Source organism: Micromonospora sp. SD19 (genome assembly GCF_054462275.1).
The window spans coordinates 264,187-281,290 of sequence record NZ_JBTLMN010000004.1 but is presented as its reverse complement, the minus strand read 5'-3'; the positions used below and the strand labels follow the sequence as shown (position 1 = coordinate 281,290).

Genomic DNA, 17,104 nt, shown 5'->3' with positions numbered 1-17,104 from the left:
GGGCAATCGTTCGAACTTTTCCAACACATAGGGCGAAAGCCGCAATTTCCCGGAGGTTTTCGATCACAGACGTGTGAGTTGACGAAAGCCCGGGTACGGGAGATCCAGGCCGGGAACGGTGCGCCTGCGCGGCCCGCCGCCCGGACGCCGGCCATCAAGGATTCTCGCGGAGCCGCGCGGGAGGAGGGGTGCTGATGTCGAACGTACGTAGACTGCCCGGACCCATCGTCGATCTCTGGGACTGGCAGCGACTCGGTGCCTGCCGAGGACGCGACAGCGCGCAGTTCTTCCACCCCGACGGTGAACGAGGCTCGTCCCGGCTGCGCCGCGAATCCTCCGCCAAGGCGGTCTGCCGCACCTGCCCCGTACGCGCCGAGTGCGCCGCCCACGCACTGTCAGTGCGCGAGCCGTACGGCGTGTGGGGCGGCTTCAGCGAGTCGGAGCGTCTCCGACTGCTCGCCGTCGGCTGGGAGGACCTCGCAGACCGCCGGCACGCCCGAGTCGACGTCGCGCGACTGGAAGCCCGCCTGGGCCGCCCGCACAAGTCGACGGTCCCGGCCCAGCGCAAGGTCGCCTGACCCGACCGTCCCCAACATCCGCGAACCGCGCCCCGACCTGGGAGCGCGGTTCGCGCGGTTGTGCGCGGTCTCGCACCAACGCGCGGGTCCACCCGGCCTGCGCGGCGCGCCGCCTACGCAGCTCCGCAGGTCTGCGCGGCCTTGCCGGGCTTGCGTGGCTTCGCAGGGTCCGCGCCGCGTTGCGGGCTCGCGCGGCTTCGCGAGGTCCGCGCGGTCCTTGCGGACTTGGGTTGCTTTCCGAGTTCTGCGCGACCTTGCGGGCTTGGGTTGCTTCCCGGTCCGCGCGGTCTTGCGGGCTGTGGTTGCTTACCGGTCTGCGCGGCCTTACGGGCCTGCCTGGCTTCGCGAGGTCTGCGTCACGTTACGGGCTCGGGGTGGCTTCGCGAGGTCTGCACGGCTTCAGGCAACTGGCAAACCCGCGACCATCGCGCTCGATGCCGACCCCGTTACGGCCGTGATCAACACGAGGTCCTTGATATCGGGGCGTCCCGCTCGCCCGGACACCCCGATTTCACTGAAGACGAGTGGATCAAGCCCTGGTGCGCACGGGACCAGCCGGCGGGGGATGATCTCAGGGGAGATTTGTCCGGTCTGGGCCGTTGCAGGGTGACGTACCGTTAGGCTATGCACGGTTTGGGGCTTTTGCCTGGTTACCGGTCTCACCGGTGGGCCGGAATCATGGCCGGGCCGGGGTCGTTACACACCCTGACGATCGCAGCAGGACCTCCCGCCGCCCGGTCTTCACGGGTGCGGGATCTGAGGTCCGGCAGGGTGGAATGCCCGCCGGCACCCGGTCGTTATGGTCCCCACGACCGAGCGCAGGCACCGCCGTGATGGGGGTGCCGACAGGTTGGGCCACCGGGGAATGACCCCGGCCGCCCGGTCGTTGTGATCCCCACGATCGACCGCAGGCACCGCCGTGATGGGGGTGCCGACAGGTTGGGCCACCGGGGAATGACCCCGGCCCCCCGGTCGTTGTGACCCCCACGATCGACCGCTGGCACCGCCTCCCCGTGGGTGCCGACGGGTTGGGCCACCCCCGGAATGACCCCGGCCCCGGTCGTTACACCTGGACCCCGGCGCCACGAGTCCCGCGCCCGTGAAGTCGCCGACCGACGCCCCTAAAGGCGTCACCCCCCAAACTTTCCCCTTGTTATGTGCAGCGCCGGACGAGGTGCTCACACCCGTGCGTCCCCCCGACGTGTGGGTGTTCTTACCCCCGAAGGAGCTACCCCCATGAACACGATCTTCCGTAAGAGCATGCTGTCCGTTGCTGGTCTCGCGTTCGCCGGTGGTGTCTTCGCCGGCCCGATCGCCGCCCACGCCAACCCGGTAGTGGACGCCAAGCCCACCGCCGCAGCGGTGGCCGTGCAGGCGCCGAAGCCGCAGGGCGACCAGTCGCACATCACCCTCAACGACGAGCAGACGGCCAACGTCAAGGCGATCATCGCCGCCACGAAGAAGGCCGGCCTGCCCGAGCGCGCCGCGGTGATCTCGATCGCGACGAGCCTGCAGGAGTCGAAGCTGGAGAACCTGGGCCACCTGGGTGACAGGAACGATCACGACTCGCTGGGCCTGTTCCAGCAGCGCCCGAGCTCGGGTTGGGGTACCCCGGAGCAGATCACCGACCCCGAGTACTCCACGACCGCGTTCCTCAAGGGCCTCAAGCAGGTCGACGGGTGGCAGGACATGCCCCTGACCGACGCCGCGCAGACCGTGCAGGTCTCGGCGTACCCGGACGCCTACGCCCAGTGGGAGCAGCAGGCCACCGACCTCGTCGCCCAGCACTGGAACAGCTGACCCGGATTCGCACGACCGAACAGCAAGACCACCGCACGACTCGGACCGCTGGCCGGCACCCGCAACCCGGGGTGCCGGCCAGCGGCGTTTGCGTTGCCGCCGGCCCGCCGGGACGCCCGCCCCCGGGACGCCGACCACCGACCGCCGCAGCGGGCCGCAACGGGAGATGCCGCGCTGAAGGGATCCTCGGCGGAGGCGGATGGCGTCATCAAGCGGCGTTCGTTTACAGATCTTGGACAGTTTCCGTTAGCGCAGAACGGAAACTGTCCAAGATCTGCACGTACGGGTCCGCGCGTCGGCGGTCCATCAGCCGCCGGCCGCGCCGAAGGACAGGCACGGCACCCGCAAGCCAGGTCGGTAGGCAGCCGCGGTAGATCACCCACGGACCCCGCAGTCAGGTCGGGGACCCCTCCCCGCTGTCGACCGAGGGGCGGTGGTGCGTCGGGGTCAGCGGACGGTGACGGTGACGGTATGCCAGCCGGTGGCGCCGTCCGGGACGACGCCCTGGGTGCGGTCGGTTTGGGTTTCACCGGTCGCGTCTGTCGCTCGGACCTGGAGCCGGTGTTCGCCCGGTGTGGCGTCCCAGCGCCAGGACCACTGGACCCAGGTGTCCACCGACACGGTGGGGGCCAGTTCGGCCGCCTGCCACTGGCCGTCGTCGACGCGTACCTCGACTCGGCGGATGCCTCGGTGCTGCGCCCAGGCCACCCCGGCGACGGTCACCGGCCCGGCGGTCAGCCGGTTGCGTCTGCGGGGCGTGTCGATCCGCGACTGGGTCTTGATCGGCCCCTCGCGGGACCATCCGCGCGGCACCCAGTACGCGTCGAAGTCGGCGAACCGGGTCAGCTCAAGTTCGGTCACCCATTTGCAGGCCGACACGTAGCCGTAGAGGCCCGGCACCACCATCCGGACCGGGAAGCCGTGCTCGACCGGCAGCGGCTCGCCGTTCATTCCGACGGCCAGCAGCGCGTCCCGTCCGTCGCGCAGTGCGGCGGTGGGGGTGCCGCAGGTCCAGCCGTCGACAGACCGGCCGACGACCTGGTCGGCGTCGTCGTCGGGTTCGACCTCGTCCAGCAGTTCCCGCAGGGGTACGCCGAGCCAGCGGGCATTGCCGATCAGGTCCCCGCCCACCTCGTTGGAGACGCAGGCCAGGGTGACGTACCGCTCGACCAGCGGTCGGGCCAGCAGGTCCGCGTAACTGTAGGTGCGCTCCTTACCGACCCGTCCGTGGATCCGCAGCCGCCAGGTGTCTGGGTCGACCTGGGGCACCACCAGCGCGGTGTCGATCCGGTAGAACCCGAAGTTCGGGGTGACGTACGGCGCCAGTTGGGCCAGCGAGAGGTTCGCGCCTGCCGGCACGGCCGGTGCGGGGGCGACTGGCGCGGGCAGGCGGATCGCGTCCCGGGCTGCGGACACGCCGCGCCGACCTGCCAGCCAACGCCCGCCGAGACCGGCCACCACTGCCGTTCCGAGCAGCACCCCGCTGCCGGTGAGGAATCGCCGCCGCGACTCCGGGTCCACCTCGGCGGGCCCAACCGGCTCAACCGCCGGCGTCGGTCCGGCCGAAGGCGCCGGCACCGGCGCGGCCGGAGACACCGGCCGACGCTCGGATGCTGAGGAGGCTCCCGTCGGCAGCTCGTCCCGCGACTCCGACCCCGGGCCGGTGGACGACACAGGCCCGGCAGGCGGCACCGCACCGTCAGGCCGCGCCGCACCGGCAGGCGGCACAGGACCGTTGGACGGCCCCGGGCCGGCGGACCGCACGGTCGGCGTGGGTGGTGACCAGGGCCAGGGGTTCAGTTCGAACGGGCCGGCGATGAACAGCCAGAGCACCAGGGCGCCGAGACCCGCGCCGATCACTGACGGCAGTGCGTCGGCGAGGTCCGCGCCGGAGCGGGTCAACGCGGCGGCGACGCCGATGGCGCCGAACGCGCCGATGCCTGCCAGGCCGAGTGCCAGCCGACGAACCGCCAGTACGCCGAGGAGCGCGGCGAAGCCGCCCAGCAACACGGCGGTGCCGACCAGCAGCGCGATCTTGTCGGCGGTGCCGAAGAGGTCGATGGCGAGTTGCTTGAGTGACTCGGGGACGGCGTCGACGATGACCCCGCCGACCGCGACCAGGGGTGCCGACCGGGGGCCGGTCAGCACCGCTACCGGTTCGGCGATCCCGATCGCGACGGCGGCGGCGGTGATTCCGGCCAGCGCGGCGTACCGCCGTGACGTGGTGCTCATCGGCCCAGTGTGCGCGATCATCTCGGCCGGTCGCCAACAACGTCAGCGTTCGGTAATGACCTGCCAGCCGACGGATACGGGCCGGGGCGCACCGCCGTACGGCGGTGCGCCCCGGAACGGGTGTCGCTACCGGATCAGAAGCCCGGGCCGTGCTGGTGGCCGTGACCGTGGCCGTGCCCGCCGGCGGCGGCCGGTTCGGCCTGCTCCGGCTTCTCCACCACGAGGCTCTCCGTGGTGAGCAGCAGACCGGCGATCGAGGCGGCGTTGGTGACCGCGTTGCGGGTCACCTTCACCGGGTCGATGATGCCGGCCTTGACCAGGTCGACGTACTCGCCCTTGGCGGCGTCGAGGCCGTTGCCCCAGCTGAGGTCGGCGACCTTCTGCGTCACGACGTAGCCGTCGTGACCGGCGTTCTGGGCGATCCAGCGCAGCGGCTCGACGAGCGCCTTGCGCACGACCGAGACGCCGACCTTCTCGTCACCGGTGAAGCCCAGGTCGTCGTCGAGCACCGAGAGGATCTGCACCAGGGCGGCGCCGCCGCCGGGCACAGTGCCCTCCTCGACCGCTGCCTTGGTCGCCGCGATGGCGTCCTCGATGCGGTGCTTGCGCTCCTTCATCTCGACCTCGGTCGCCGCGCCGGCCTTGATGACGGCGATGCCACCGGAGAGCTTCGCCAGCCGCTCGGCCAGCTTCTCCCGGTCCCACTCGGAGTCGGAGGCCTCGATCTCCTTGCGGATCTGGGACACCCGGTCGGCGACGTCGGCCTTCTGGCCACCGCCGTCGACGATCGTGGTGTTCTCCTTGTCGACCACGACGCGCCGGGCGGTGCCGAGCACCTCCAGGCCGACCTGGTCGAGCTTGTAGCCCAGCTCCGAGGCGACCAGCTCGGCGCCCGTGGAGATCGCGATGTCCTGGAGCATCGCCTTGCGCCGGTCACCGAAGCCCGGGGCCTTGACCGCGCAGACCTTGAGGGTCTTGCGCAGCGAGTTGACCACCAGGGTGGAGAGCGCCTGGCCGTCCACGTCCTCGGCGATGATCAGCAGGGGCTTGCTGTTCTGCAGGACCTTCTCCAGCAGCGGCAGCAGCTCCTCGATCGCCGAGATCTTCTGGGTGGTGACCAGGATGTACGCGTCCTCGAGGACGGACTCCTGGCTCTCCAGGTCGGTGACGAAGTTCGGCGAGATGAAGCCCTTGTCGAACTGGAGACCCTCGGTCACGTCCAGTTCGGTGGTGAGCATCGAGCCTTCCTCGACGGTGATGACACCGTCGCGGCCGACGCGCTCCATCGCCTCGGCGATCAGATCGCCGATCGTGGAGTCCTGCGCGGAGATCGTCGCCACGTTCGCGATCGACTCCTTGCTGGTGACCTCGGCAGCCTTGCCGAGCAGCGCCTCGGAGACCTTGGTGGCCGCCGCGTCGATGCCCCGCTTGAGGCCGGCCGGGTTGGTCCCGGCGGTCACGTTGCGCAGACCCTCCCGGACCATGGCCTGGGCCAGCACGGTCGCGGTGGTGGTCCCGTCGCCGGCGACGTCGTTGGTCTTGGTCGCCACCTCCTTGACCAGCTGCGCGCCAAGGTTCTCGTACGGGTTGGTGAGCTCGATCTCCTTGGCGATGGTCACACCATCGTTGGTGATCGTCGGCGCACCGAATTTCTTGTCCAGGACGACGTTGCGCCCGCGCGGGCCGAGGGTGACCTTGACCGCGTCCGCGAGGGCGTTGACACCGTGCTCCAGCAGGTGTCGGGCGTCGTCCGAGAAGCTCAGGATCTTCGCCATTAATGTCCCTTCGAAGCGCCATTGCCCCGGCCCGGCGAGCCGGACCGGGGCAGTGGCACTGATCGGTTGCTTACTTCTCGATGACCGCGAGGACGTCGCGGGCGGAGAGCACCAGGTACTCCTCGCCGGCGTACTTGACCTCGGTGCCGCCGTACTTCGAGTAGAGGACGGTGTCGCCGACCTGCACGTCAACCGGAACCCGGTTGCCGTTGTCGTCGACGCGCCCCGGGCCCACAGCGAGGACGGTGCCCTCCTGCGGCTTCTCCTTGGCGGTGTCGGGGATCACGATGCCCGACGCCGTGGTGGTCTCAGCCTCGTTCGCCTGGACCACGATGCGGTCCTCGAGCGGCTTGATCGCAACCTTGGTCGCGGTAGTCACGGGCATACCCTCCTGGGGTACTGGTTTCGTTGCTGACCAGCGGGGCTGGCCAGCGTCAATCTGCCTCATGCCACCGGGCGGTGCCGTCGTCGCGGGTGCCGGTCCGCCTGGCGTGCGCACCCGGGTCGCGAGACCCGGAAGCTGGCACCCTCAGGGTGAGAGTGCTAATCGCAGGTTATTCCGTGGCTAGCACTCCGTCAAGGAGAGTGCCAGCGCGTCGCGCCCCGCCAGCCAGGATTTCCGGCTCGGCCGGGACAATGACCGGGTGGATCTCGATCAGCTGGCGGCGCTGCGTACCCCTGAGGGGTCGGCCGCGCTCACCGCGGCGGCCGGGCTGGCCGGCGGTGACCCGCTGGCCGCGGCCTCGGCGCTGCGCGCGGCCGGGGTGCCGCCCACGCTGGCCGCGGCAGCCCTCACCCAGGCCGAGCTGCGCCACCGGGCGGTCGGCAAGTTCGGCTCGGCCGCCGCTGGGATGTTCCTCACCCGCCCCGGCCTGGAGCAGGCCACCCGCCGGGTGGTCGCCGACCGTCGGGCCGCCCGGTTGTCCGCGGCCGGCGTGCGCACCCTGGCCGACCTCGGCTGCGGGCTGGGGGCCGACGCGCTGGCCGCCGCCCGTGCCGGCATCCGGGTGTACGGGGTGGAGGCCGACCCGGTGACCGCCGCGATGGCCGCCGCCAACGCCACGGCGGCCGGCCTGGCCGAGCTGTTCACCGTCGAGTGCGGCGACGCGACCGGGTTCGACGTGTCACGGGTCGACGGCGTTTTCTGCGACCCGGCCCGCCGCACGAGCGGCACCGGGCGGCGAATCTTCGACCCGCGCGCCTACTCGCCGCCGTGGGACTTCGTGACCGGGCTGGCCGAGCGGGTGCCGCGCACTGTGGTGAAGGTGGCGCCGGGCCTGGACCACGGGCTCATCCCGGCCGGGGCGGAGGCCGAGTGGGTCGGCGTCGACGGTGACCTGGTCGAGGCGGCGCTCTGGTGCGGTGAGCTGGCGGAGGTGCCCCGCCGCGCCACCCTCTACCGGCAGCGGGGCAGCGAGATCCACCGTGACCAGCTCACCGGCTCGGGTGCCGCCGAGGCGCCGGTCGGGCCGGTACGCCGCTACCTGTACGACCCGGAGCCGGCGGTGGTGCGCGCGCATCTCGTCGCCGAACTGGCCACCGAGCTGGACGCCACCCTGGCCGATCCGAGCATCGCCTACCTCTACGCCGACCAGCCGACCCGCACCCCGTACGCGCGCTGTCTGGAGATCACCGACGTGTTGCCGTTCTCGCTCAAGCGCCTGCGGGCGCTGCTGCGGGACCGGCGGGTGGGCCGCGTGGAGATCCTCAAGCGGGGTTCGGCGCTCGTCCCGGAGCAGCTCCGCAAGGACCTGCGGCTGGCCGGGGACGAGGCGGCGAGTCTGGTGCTCACCCGGGTCGACGGCGCACCGACGGTGCTCATCGGCCGGCCGGTCCACTAACGTCGTCGCCGTGGCGGGACAGGGCACGCCGGCGACGGCACTGTTGGTCAAGCGCGGGATCGCGCATCGCACCCATCCGTACCGGGTGTCGCCGGACGCCCCGAACTACGGCGCGCTGGTGGCGGTGGCGCTCGGCGTGGCGCCGGAGCGGGTGTTCAAGTCGCTGGTGACCGCTGTCGACGGGGCGCTCACCGTGGCGGTCGTGCCGGTGACCGGAGAGCTGGATCTCAAGGCGCTCGCGGCGGCGGTCGGCGGCAAGCGGGCGGTGCTGGCGGATCGGGCGGTCGCCGAGCGGGCAACCGGCTATGTACGCGGTGGGATCAGCCCGCTCGGGCAGCGTCGGCGGTTGCCCACGGTGCTGGACGAGTCCGCGCTGCAACTGCCGACGATCTACGTCTCGGCTGGTCGGCGCGGACTGCAACTCGAACTGGCAGCGGCGGATCTGGTGGCGCTGACCGACGCCCGTACCGCGGTGTTGCAGAGCAGCTGACGACAGTCGTTACGTCGCTCTCCCCGTGGGATACCCGCGGAGTAACAGTCGCGTTGCTGAATTGTTATCGCTCCCAACAAACTAGGCACCTGCGCGGTCTTGTGTAGCCGGTGTGACGCGAAATACGTTGCCGGACACAACAAAACAACACCTCCCCCACCTCCGAAAGGACCCTGCACATGCGTAAGGGGATCCTCACCATCGCCGCCGTGGGCCTGCTCACGACCGGCGGCTTGACCGCTTGCAGCGACGACTCCGGCGACGGCGGCGCCGCCGCCAAGACCCCCAAGATCGGCGTGATCCTCCCGGACAGCAAGTCCTCGGCCCGCTGGGAGACCGCGGACCGTCGGTTCCTGGAGGAGGCGTTCAAGGCCGCCGGCGTCCAGTACGACATTCAGAACGCCCAGAACGACAAGACCGCCTTCCAGACCATCGCCGACCAGATGATCACCAGTGGCGTCACCGCCCTGATGATCGTCAACCTGGACTCCGGTACCGGCAAGGCAGTGCTGGACAAGGCCAAGTCGCAGGGCGTCGCCACCATCGACTACGACCGGCTCACCCTCGGCGGCTCCGCCCAGTACTACGTCAGCTTCGACAACGAGACCGTCGGCAAGCTCCAGGGCGAGGGCCTGTCGAAGTGCCTGACCGACAAGGGCGTCAAGAACCCCGTCGTGTCGTACCTGAACGGCTCCCCCACCGACAACAACGCCACCCTGTTCAAGGCCGGCTACGACTCGGTGCTCAAGCCGAAGTTCGACTCCAAGGAGTACGTCAAGGGCCCCGAGGACGCGGTGCCTGCGTGGGACAACGCGCAGGCCGCGACGATCTTCGAGCAGCAGCTCACCAAGGCCAACGGCAAGATCGACGGCGTGCTGGCCGCCAACGACGGTCTCGGCAACGCGGCCATCTCGATCCTCAAGAAGAACAAGCTCAACGGCAAGGTGCCGGTGACCGGGCAGGACGCCAGCACCGAGGGCCTGCAGAACATCCTCGTCGGTGACCAGTGCATGACCGTCTACAAGGCGGTTCGGGAAGAGGCCAAGGCCGCCTCCGACCTCGCCATCGCGCTCGCCAAGGGCGAGAAGAAGGACACCGGGCAGACGGTGAAGGACCCGGAGGGTGGCCGCGACGTCCCGTCGGTGCTGCTCACCCCGAAGGCCATCTACAAGGAGAACGTCAAGGACGTCATCGCCGACGGCTACGTGACCAAGGAAGAGGTCTGCGCCGGGGCGTACGCCAAGCTCTGCGCCGACGCCGGCATCAGCTGACCGACGCCGCAGTACCCGCCGGGACGACCATCGCCGCCCGGCACGGGAGCACCCTCCCGTGCCGGGCGGCGCCCGCCGGACGGGCCCCGACCCTCCCTTAAGAAGGAGACCCCCGTGTCCGCGACTCCCCTGCTGGAACTCCGCGGGATCGACAAGAGCTTCGGTCCCGTCCAGGTGCTCCGCGACGTCGCCCTGACCGTCCACCCGGGCGAAGTGACCGCACTGGTCGGCGACAACGGCGCCGGCAAGTCGACCCTGGTGAAGTGCATCAGCGGCATCCACCCCATCGACGCCGGAGAGTTCCTGTTCAACGGTGAACCGGTACACATCGGCAGCCCCCGCGACGCCGCCACGCTCGGCATCGAGGTCGTCTACCAGGACCTCGCGCTCTGCGACAACCTGGACATCGTGCAGAACATGTTCCTCGGCCGGGAGAAGCGCAGCGGCATCGTCCTGGACGAGCCGACCATGGAACAGCTCGCCGCCGAAACGCTGGCGGGGCTCTCCATCCGCACCGTCACGTCACTTCGCCAGCACGTCTCCAGCCTCTCCGGCGGTCAGCGCCAGACCGTGGCCATCGCCAAGGCGGTGCTCTGGAACAGCAAGCTGGTCATCCTGGACGAGCCCACCGCGGCGCTCGGCGTGGCACAGACCGCCCAGGTGCTCGAACTGGTCCGCCGCCTCGCCGACAACGGCCTGGCCGTGGTGCTCATCTCGCACAACATGAACGACGTCTTCGCCGTCTCCGACCGGATCGCCGCGCTGTACCTCGGCCAGATGGTCGCCCAGGTGAAGACCACCGACATCACCCACGCCCAGGTGGTCGAGCTGATCACCGCCGGGCGCTCGGGCGGGCTCGGCCTCGCCACCGACCCGGGCAGCAACGGCGACGGCCCGCAGCCGGCCGACTCGATCTCAGGAGGCGTCCGATGACCACCACCGCCGTGCGGAAGGACGGCCCCGCCGCCGTCACACCCCCGCCGACCGTCGGAGGCCACGCCCGCACCTACCTGAGTCGGGTACGCGGTGGCGACGTCGGCGCGCTGCCGGCCGTGCTCGGCCTGATCGTGCTCTGCACCGTCTTCGCCATCATGCGGCCGTCGTCGTTCCTGTCCGCCGGCAACTTCGCCAACCTCTTCACGCAGGGCGCGGCGGTCACGCTGATCGCGATGGGTCTGGTCTTCGTGCTGCTGCTCGGCGAGATCGACCTCTCCGCCGGCTTCGCCAGCGGCGTCTGCGCGGCGGTACTGGCCAATGTGGTCACCGTGCTCGGCTACCCCTGGTGGGTCGCCGTGCTCGCCGCGATCGCCACCGGCGTGGTCATCGGCACCACGCTCGGCATGCTGGTCGCGAAGATCGGCATTCCGTCCTTCGTGGTCACCCTCGCCGGTTTCCTCGCCTTCCAGGGCGTCGTGCTGCTGCTCGTCAAGGAGGGCACCAACATCTCCGTCCGCGACGAGGTGCTGGTCGCCATCGCCAACCGCAACCTCGCCCCCACGGTGGGCTGGGCGCTGACCGCCGTCGCGGTCGTCGGCTACGCGGCGGTGCAACTGCTGCGTCACCGCACCCGGGTGGCCCGCGGTCTGATCACCGACCCGATCGCTGTGGTGGCGCTGCGGATCGGCGGGCTCGCCGTCATCCTCGGCACCGCCGTGTACGTGCTCAACCTGGAGCGCAGCCGCAACGTCCTGATCAGCTCACTCAAGGGCGTGCCGATCGTGGTGCCGGTCATCGCGGTGCTGCTGGTCATCGGGACCTTCGTGTTGCAACGCACCAGCTACGGCCGGCACATCTACGCCGTGGGTGGCAACCGGGAAGCCGCCCGGCGGGCCGGCATCGAGGTCGACCGGATCCGGATCTCGGTCTTCATGATCTGCTCGTCGATGGCCGCCATCGGTGGCATCGTGGCGGCCAGCCGGGCCAACTCGGTCGACCCGAACACCGGGGGCAGTAACGTACTGCTCTACGCGGTCGGCGCGGCGGTGATCGGCGGCACCAGCCTCTTCGGTGGCAAGGGCCGCGTCCTCGACGCCGTACTCGGCGGCGCGGTGGTCGCGGTCATCGAAAACGGAATGGGCCTGATGGGGTACAGCGCGGGAGTCAAGTACGTGGTCACCGGCGTCGTGCTGCTGCTCGCGGCCAGCGTCGACGCGCTCTCCCGCCGCCGCGCGGCAGCCACCGGCACCCGCTGACCGCGCGGGAGGTAGCACCAGCATGCGCCCAGGACCAAGCCAGGATGACGTCCGACGGCAGAACCTCGGTGCCCTGCTGCGGCACGTGCACGTCCACGGGGCGACCACCCGCGCCGAACTGACCACCACGCTGGGCCTCAACCGCAGCACCATCGGCGCGCTCACCGCCGACCTGTCCGCAGTGGGGCTGGTCAGCGAAGGGGCACCGAAGGAAACCGGCCGGGCCGGACGACCGTCACTCGTCGTCCGGCCCGAGTCGGCCCGGGTCTACGCGTACGCGTACTCGGTGGAGGTGGACCGCCTGCGCGCGGCCCGGATCGGGCTGGGCGGCGCGGTCCTGGACCGCCGGGATCTGGACCGGCCACGCGGCCTGCTGGCCGCGGAGGCCGCGCCGCTGCTGGCCGGCGCGGTCAAGGAGATGCAGCAGACGGTTCCGGCGGACGCGATCTGCGTCGGTGCCGGCGTCGCGGTCTGCGGCATGGTCCGCCGGGACGACGGTCTGGTCCGGCTCGGCCCCACCACCGGTTGGGTGGACGAGCCGATCGGCGCGGCTCTCGCCGACGAGTTGGGCATCGCCGTGCCGATCACCGTGGGCAACGTCGCCGACGTCGCCGCGTTCGCCGAGCACGCCCGAGGTGTGGCGGCGGGCTGTGACAACGTCCTCTACCTGTACGGCGACGTCGGCGTGGGGGCCGGCATCATCGCCGGTGGACGTCGACTGACCGGCCACGGTGGATACGGCGGCGAGGTCGGCCACATGAAGGTGGTCCGCGACGGCAGGCAGTGTGAGTGCGGCTCCCGGGGCTGCTGGGAGACCGAGATCGGTGAGCACGGCCTCCTGCACGCCGCCGGACGCTCCGACGCCCGGGGCCGCGACGCACTGTTGGAGGTCTTCGACGCGGCCGACCGGGGAGACGCCCGGGCCCAGACGGCGGTCCGTCAGGCCGGCGACTGGCTCGGCTTCGGGGTGGCCAACCTGGTGAACATCTTCAACCCCGAGATGGTCATCTTCGGTGGGACCATGCGTGACCTCTACCTCGCGGCGGCGGCCCAGATCCGCAGTCGGCTCAACTCCAACGCGCTCGGCGCCTGCCTGGAACACGTCCGGCTGCGCACCCCGAAACTGGGCGCTGACGCGCCCCTGATCGGCGCCGCCGAGCTGGCCTTCGAACGGCTCCTCGCGGACCCCCTCGACGTGGGCTGATCCGCGTACGCTGTCCGGCGTGGATGTCGAGCTGCGCGCCTCCGACGACGACCGCAACCGGGTGGTCGCCGCGCTGCACCAACACACCGCGGCGGGCCGGCTGACCTTGGACGAGTTCTCCGAGCGGGCCGGTGCGGTGTGGACCGCGCGCACCCTCGGCGACCTGGCCGCGCTGACCCGCGACCTACCGGCCCTGCCGGACCCGGTCGTCGACGCCGACTCGGTCGGGCGCGGGCGTCAGGAGTTGCTGATGGTCTTCGCCGCCGCGGCGCTCACCCTGCTGCTGCTCGGCGGCCTGCTCGCCGTCACCCGCTGATCCGGGCCGCCCGACGGTGAACTGATCGCGCGATCAGTCCGTACCAGTGGGCGGACGGGCAACCGGCAGGTACGGCTGCCCGGTCCAGACGCGATCCGGTCCGGACCGAGGAGGCACCACAGACATGGCACCGCTCAGATCCGCCCATCGCCGACTGGGCAATCGGACCCACCGAGCGGCGTTGCTGCTCATCGCGATCATCGCGGGGGTCGGTGTCCTGCCCGGAGTGGCCGTCGCCGCGCCCGCCGGTGGTCAACAGCTCAACGCCGCCGACATGACACTGCTCAACGGGGTACGGCTGGCCGGACTGTGGGAGATGCCAGCCGGCCAGATGGCCGCCGAGAAGGGACAGTCGGCGAAGGTCCGGGAGATCGGCGCCGGCATCGCGAACGAGCACCAGAAGCTCGACGAACTCGTCGTGGAGGCGGCCAACAAACTCGGCGCGACCATCCCCTCCGAGCCGACGGCCGAGCAGAAGGGCTGGCTGGCGGAGATGCAGAAGGCGTCCGGCGCCCGCTTCGACCAGATCTTCGTCACCCGGCTCCGGGTCGCCCACGGCAAGATCTTCCCGGTGATCGGGGCGGTCCGGGCCAGCACCCGGGACGCCACGGTCCGCAAGCTCTGCGAGGACGCCAACGGATTCGTCCAGCACCACATGCAGATGCTGGAGAGCACCGGCCTGGTCCGCTGGCCGGAGCTGCCGCCGGCCGCGCTGCCCGCCCCGGGTGAGGACGGGCTGCTGGCCGCCGCCTCCGCAAACACCGGCCCGCAGGTCGGGGTCAGCAGCACCGTCGTCTGGCTGGTCTTCCTCGCCGCGCTGGGCACTGGCGGAATCGCCACGTACCGGATGTTGCGCCGCAACTGACGGTCAGCGGTGGCGGCGGTTGGTGGCTCGCGTCAGCGGTCTACCTGGGTGAAGTCCCAGGAGTGCGGGGCGCGGGCCACCAGCAGGGCGGGCGGGTCCGGCAGCGGGCGAGGGTTGCTGCGCCACTTGGAGATGACCACCACGCGGTGGTCGGTGGAGGAGAAGACCTCGCTGGAGACGTGGAGCGGGTCGTGCTCCACCTCGGGCAGGGCGGTGTCGCACACCCAGGTGATCAGGTCGGCGACGCCGTACGCCTCGGCGCGCGCCTCCCACATCCGCACGATCATGTCGGCCGCTCCCGTCACACGCTGACCGTGGTCAGCGGCAGCGCCGAATCGGCCGGCAGGTCCAGTCTGCTCGGCGCGACCCCGGCGGCGACCAGGTGCGAACCGAGCGCGGCCACCATCGCACCGTTGTCGGTGCACAGCTTCGGCCGGGGCACCCGGACCTGGATGCCGTACTTCTCGGCCCGCTGCTCGGCCATCGCCCGCAGCCGGGAATTCGCCGCCACTCCCCCGCCGATGACCAGGGTCTCGATGCCCTGGGCGCGGCAGGCGGCGAGCGCCTTGCTGGTGAGGACGTCGCAGACCGCCTCCTGGAAGGACGCGGCCACGTCGGCCACCGGCACCGGCTCGCCGGCGCGCTGACGGGCCTCGACCCACCGGGCCACCGCCGTCTTCAGACCGGAGAACGAGAAGTCGTACCGGTGGGCGGCGAGGTCCTTGGCGGCGGTCAGGCCCCGGGGGAAGGCGATCGAGGCGGCGTCGCCGGCCCGGGCCTCCCGGTCGATGGGGGGACCGCCCGGGAACGGCAACCCGAGCAGCCGGGCGACCTTGTCGAACGCCTCGCCGGCCGCGTCGTCGATGGTGGCGCCCAGCGGGGTGACACCCCGGGCCAGGTCGTCGACGAGCAGGAGGGACGAGTGGCCGCCGGACACCAGCAGCGCGATGGCGGGCTCGGGCAGCGGGCCGTGCTCAAGGGTGTCCACCGCGACGTGCGCGGCGAGATGGTTGACGCCGTAGACGGGTTTCTCGGCGGCGAGCGCGTACCCCTTGGCGGCGGCGACACCGACCAGCAGCGCGCCGGCCAGTCCCGGCCCGGAGGTGACAGCGATCGCGTCGATGTCGGCAAGCGTCACGCCGGCCTCGCTCAGCGCCCGGTCCATGGTCGGCACGATGGCCTCCAGGTGTGCCCGGCTGGCCACCTCCGGCACCACACCGCCGAACCGGGCGTGTTCCTCGACGCTGGAGGCGAGCGCGTCGGCCAGCAGGGTGTGTCCCCGCACGATGCCGACGCCGGTCTCGTCGCAGGAGGTCTCGATACCCAGGATCAGTGGTTCGTCAGCCATGGTCGCGTGGTCCGTCCCCGGTCAGCTCGGCGTCGCGCCGCATGACCAGCGCGTCGGTGTTGCTTGGTTGGTAGTAGCCGCGGCGCACCCCGATCGGCTCGAACCCGTAGGTCGCGTAGAGCCGCTGTGCCGCGGCGTTGTCCACGGCGACCTCCAACAGGGCGCTGCGGGCGTCGCGCCGGGCCGCCTCGGCGAGCAACTCCTCCAGCAGGGCGCGGCCCACACCGCGCCGCTGGGCGTCCCGGCGGACGGCGATGTTCTGCACCCAGACCTCGTCCGGGGGCACGCCGGCGAGCCCGGCGTAGCCGAGCACCGAACCGTCCGGGTCGACGGCGACCCGGTAGTGGTGGCCGTTGGCGAGTTCGCTCCAGAACATGGCGGGCGACCACTGCTCGGCGCCGAAGAGGTCCGCCTCGATCGGCAGCACGTCGTCGATGTGCCACCAGCGGAACGGTTCGAGCCGTACCGCCGTCATGGCAGGACCGGTTTGCGGCCGGTCGCCGCCACCGCGTCGGGGCGGCGCAGGTAGAGCGGAGTGAGCCGCTCGCTGGGCGCGCCCGCCCGGATCCGCTCGGCGGCGAGCAGCGCCAGCACTGTCGCATCCGGGTAGCGCGGCTCGACCCGGACGGGCAGGTCCAGGACCTCGGCGTACCGGTGCGCCCCGTCACCGACAGCGGTCGTCGCGCCCAGTTCGCGGGCGCGCGCGGCGGCGACCGCCGGTGCGGACACCTCAGGCCCGACGATCCGCTGACCGGCGCCGTCGTAGACGGCCCAGTAGAGCTCCTTGCGCCGCGCATCGCTGCCCGCCAGGACGGGCGCGCCGGACGCCGCCGGGTAGCCGATGGCGTCCAACGAACAGACACCGTACGTGGGGATGCCGAGCACCTGACCCATGGTCGCGGCGGTGACCAGCCCGACCCGCAGCCCGGTGAACGGTCCCGGGCCGAGCCCGGCGACGATGGCGGTCAGGTCACGCGGACGCGCGTCGGCGTCGGCGAGGACCGCGTCCACCTGGGGCGCGAGCAGCTCACCGTGCGCGCGGGCATCGACGGTGCACCGCTGCGCCCGCGACGCCACGCCGTCTGCCGAGACCTCCACCAGCGCCGCGGTGACCGCGGGCGTCGAGCTGTCCACCACGAGTACGAGCACGGTAAGCCAGCCTAGCCGCCCCGCCCCGCGCCCCGGTCACGCC

Annotated in this window: 17 protein-coding genes; 10 read left to right on the top strand and 7 right to left on the bottom strand. The window is 71.3% G+C overall.

Translation table 11 applies throughout. The features are described from left to right. Nucleotides 1-194 precede the first annotated feature (194 nt). Together ACX27O_RS16910 and ACX27O_RS16905 are read left to right on the top strand one after the other, a co-directional pair. Nucleotides 195-578: a WhiB family transcriptional regulator gene (locus ACX27O_RS16910; protein WP_030337862.1), complete on the top strand. Its 384-nt coding sequence runs from the start codon at nucleotides 195-197 to the stop codon at nucleotides 576-578. Between the two features lie 1,236 nt (nucleotides 579-1,814). Next, the gene (locus ACX27O_RS16905) at nucleotides 1,815-2,378 is read left to right on the top strand and encodes a hypothetical protein (RefSeq protein WP_458939723.1); all 564 of its coding nucleotides are present in this window, start codon (nucleotides 1,815-1,817) and stop codon (nucleotides 2,376-2,378) included. A gap of 447 nt (nucleotides 2,379-2,825) precedes the next feature. On the opposite strand, the gene ACX27O_RS16900 is transcribed toward ACX27O_RS16905, so the two are convergent. The 3 genes from ACX27O_RS16900 to groES form a co-directional block, all read right to left on the bottom strand. Next, entirely contained in the window at nucleotides 2,826-4,610 is a 1,785-nt protein-coding gene (locus ACX27O_RS16900) for a molybdopterin-dependent oxidoreductase (protein WP_458939722.1), read from the bottom strand. A gap of 134 nt (nucleotides 4,611-4,744) precedes the next feature. Further along, nucleotides 4,745-6,385 (bottom strand): chaperonin GroEL, encoded by a 1,641-nt coding sequence (gene groL, locus ACX27O_RS16895; protein WP_030330049.1) that lies wholly within the window; start codon nucleotides 6,383-6,385, stop codon nucleotides 4,745-4,747. A gap of 70 nt (nucleotides 6,386-6,455) precedes the next feature. Beyond that, complete coding sequence (groES, locus tag ACX27O_RS16890; RefSeq protein ID WP_030330046.1) at nucleotides 6,456-6,770, bottom strand: co-chaperone GroES; 315 nt, start codon at nucleotides 6,768-6,770, stop codon at nucleotides 6,456-6,458. A 259-nt stretch (nucleotides 6,771-7,029) separates the two neighbouring features. On the opposite strand from groES, the gene ACX27O_RS16885 reads away from it, so the two are divergent. From ACX27O_RS16885 to ACX27O_RS16850, 8 genes are all read left to right on the top strand, one after another. After that, on the top strand, nucleotides 7,030-8,226 hold the full coding sequence (locus ACX27O_RS16885) for a THUMP-like domain-containing protein (protein WP_210858109.1): 1,197 nt from the start codon (nucleotides 7,030-7,032) through the stop codon (nucleotides 8,224-8,226). A gap of 10 nt (nucleotides 8,227-8,236) precedes the next feature. Next, complete coding sequence (gene ybaK, locus ACX27O_RS16880) at nucleotides 8,237-8,716, top strand: Cys-tRNA(Pro) deacylase (RefSeq protein WP_210858110.1); 480 nt, start codon at nucleotides 8,237-8,239, stop codon at nucleotides 8,714-8,716. A 179-nt stretch (nucleotides 8,717-8,895) separates the two neighbouring features. Beyond that, the gene (locus ACX27O_RS16875; protein ID WP_030330040.1) at nucleotides 8,896-9,987 is read left to right on the top strand and encodes a sugar ABC transporter substrate-binding protein; all 1,092 of its coding nucleotides are present in this window, start codon (nucleotides 8,896-8,898) and stop codon (nucleotides 9,985-9,987) included. A gap of 114 nt (nucleotides 9,988-10,101) precedes the next feature. Beyond that, nucleotides 10,102-10,920, top strand: a complete 819-nt coding sequence (locus ACX27O_RS16870; protein WP_030330038.1) for an ATP-binding cassette domain-containing protein — start codon at nucleotides 10,102-10,104, stop codon at nucleotides 10,918-10,920. Continuing rightward, on the top strand, nucleotides 10,917-12,179 hold the full coding sequence (locus ACX27O_RS16865) for a sugar ABC transporter permease (RefSeq protein WP_030330036.1): 1,263 nt from the start codon (nucleotides 10,917-10,919) through the stop codon (nucleotides 12,177-12,179). Before ACX27O_RS16870 ends, ACX27O_RS16865 begins: the two co-directional genes overlap by 4 nt. 22 nt (nucleotides 12,180-12,201) lie before the next feature. After that, a complete protein-coding gene (locus ACX27O_RS16860; RefSeq protein WP_210864726.1) occupies nucleotides 12,202-13,383 on the top strand; it encodes an ROK family protein in 1,182 nt (393 codons plus the stop codon). A 19-nt stretch (nucleotides 13,384-13,402) separates the two neighbouring features. Further along, complete coding sequence (locus tag ACX27O_RS16855; RefSeq protein WP_030330032.1) at nucleotides 13,403-13,699, top strand: DUF1707 SHOCT-like domain-containing protein; 297 nt, start codon at nucleotides 13,403-13,405, stop codon at nucleotides 13,697-13,699. 124 nt (nucleotides 13,700-13,823) lie between these two features. Further along, nucleotides 13,824-14,564: a DUF4142 domain-containing protein gene (locus ACX27O_RS16850; protein WP_030330030.1), complete on the top strand. Its 741-nt coding sequence runs from the start codon at nucleotides 13,824-13,826 to the stop codon at nucleotides 14,562-14,564. 32 nt (nucleotides 14,565-14,596) lie between these two features. Here ACX27O_RS16850 and ACX27O_RS16845 read toward each other — a convergent pair whose 3' ends face one another. From ACX27O_RS16845 to tsaB, 4 genes are read right to left on the bottom strand one after another with little or no spacing between them, the layout of a single operon-like run. After that, nucleotides 14,597-14,851: a hypothetical protein gene (locus ACX27O_RS16845; protein ID WP_030330028.1), complete on the bottom strand. Its 255-nt coding sequence runs from the start codon at nucleotides 14,849-14,851 to the stop codon at nucleotides 14,597-14,599. A 14-nt stretch (nucleotides 14,852-14,865) separates the two neighbouring features. Then, nucleotides 14,866-15,912, bottom strand: a complete 1,047-nt coding sequence (tsaD, locus tag ACX27O_RS16840) for a tRNA (adenosine(37)-N6)-threonylcarbamoyltransferase complex transferase subunit TsaD (protein WP_210858112.1) — start codon at nucleotides 15,910-15,912, stop codon at nucleotides 14,866-14,868. Then, complete coding sequence (rimI, locus tag ACX27O_RS16835; protein ID WP_030330024.1) at nucleotides 15,905-16,387, bottom strand: ribosomal protein S18-alanine N-acetyltransferase; 483 nt, start codon at nucleotides 16,385-16,387, stop codon at nucleotides 15,905-15,907. Before rimI ends, tsaD begins: the two co-directional genes overlap by 8 nt. Further along, nucleotides 16,384-17,061, bottom strand: a complete 678-nt coding sequence (gene tsaB, locus ACX27O_RS16830) for a tRNA (adenosine(37)-N6)-threonylcarbamoyltransferase complex dimerization subunit type 1 TsaB (RefSeq protein WP_458939721.1) — start codon at nucleotides 17,059-17,061, stop codon at nucleotides 16,384-16,386. Before tsaB ends, rimI begins: the two co-directional genes overlap by 4 nt. Nucleotides 17,062-17,104: the final 43 nt, after the last annotated feature.

Bases quoted from the DNA above. Each gene is read 5' to 3' on its own strand.
- ACX27O_RS16865 (WP_030330036.1), top strand. From the start codon at position 10,917: ATGACCACCACCGCCGTGCGGAAGGACGGCCCCGCCGCCGTCACACCC.
- rimI (WP_030330024.1), bottom strand. From the start codon at position 16,387: ATGACGGCGGTACGGCTCGAACCGTTCCGCTGGTGGCACATCGACGAC.
- ACX27O_RS16845 (WP_030330028.1), bottom strand. From the start codon at position 14,851: ATGATCGTGCGGATGTGGGAGGCGCGCGCCGAGGCGTACGGCGTCGCC.
- ACX27O_RS16905 (WP_458939723.1), top strand. From the start codon at position 1,815: ATGAACACGATCTTCCGTAAGAGCATGCTGTCCGTTGCTGGTCTCGCG.
- tsaD (WP_210858112.1), bottom strand. From the start codon at position 15,912: ATGGCTGACGAACCACTGATCCTGGGTATCGAGACCTCCTGCGACGAG.
- groL (WP_030330049.1), bottom strand. From the start codon at position 6,385: ATGGCGAAGATCCTGAGCTTCTCGGACGACGCCCGACACCTGCTGGAG.
- groES (WP_030330046.1), bottom strand. From the start codon at position 6,770: ATGCCCGTGACTACCGCGACCAAGGTTGCGATCAAGCCGCTCGAGGAC.
- ACX27O_RS16860 (WP_210864726.1), top strand. From the start codon at position 12,202: ATGCGCCCAGGACCAAGCCAGGATGACGTCCGACGGCAGAACCTCGGT.
- ACX27O_RS16875 (WP_030330040.1), top strand. From the start codon at position 8,896: ATGCGTAAGGGGATCCTCACCATCGCCGCCGTGGGCCTGCTCACGACC.
- ACX27O_RS16850 (WP_030330030.1), top strand. From the start codon at position 13,824: ATGGCACCGCTCAGATCCGCCCATCGCCGACTGGGCAATCGGACCCAC.
- ACX27O_RS16910 (WP_030337862.1), top strand. From the start codon at position 195: ATGTCGAACGTACGTAGACTGCCCGGACCCATCGTCGATCTCTGGGAC.
- ACX27O_RS16900 (WP_458939722.1), bottom strand. From the start codon at position 4,610: ATGAGCACCACGTCACGGCGGTACGCCGCGCTGGCCGGAATCACCGCC.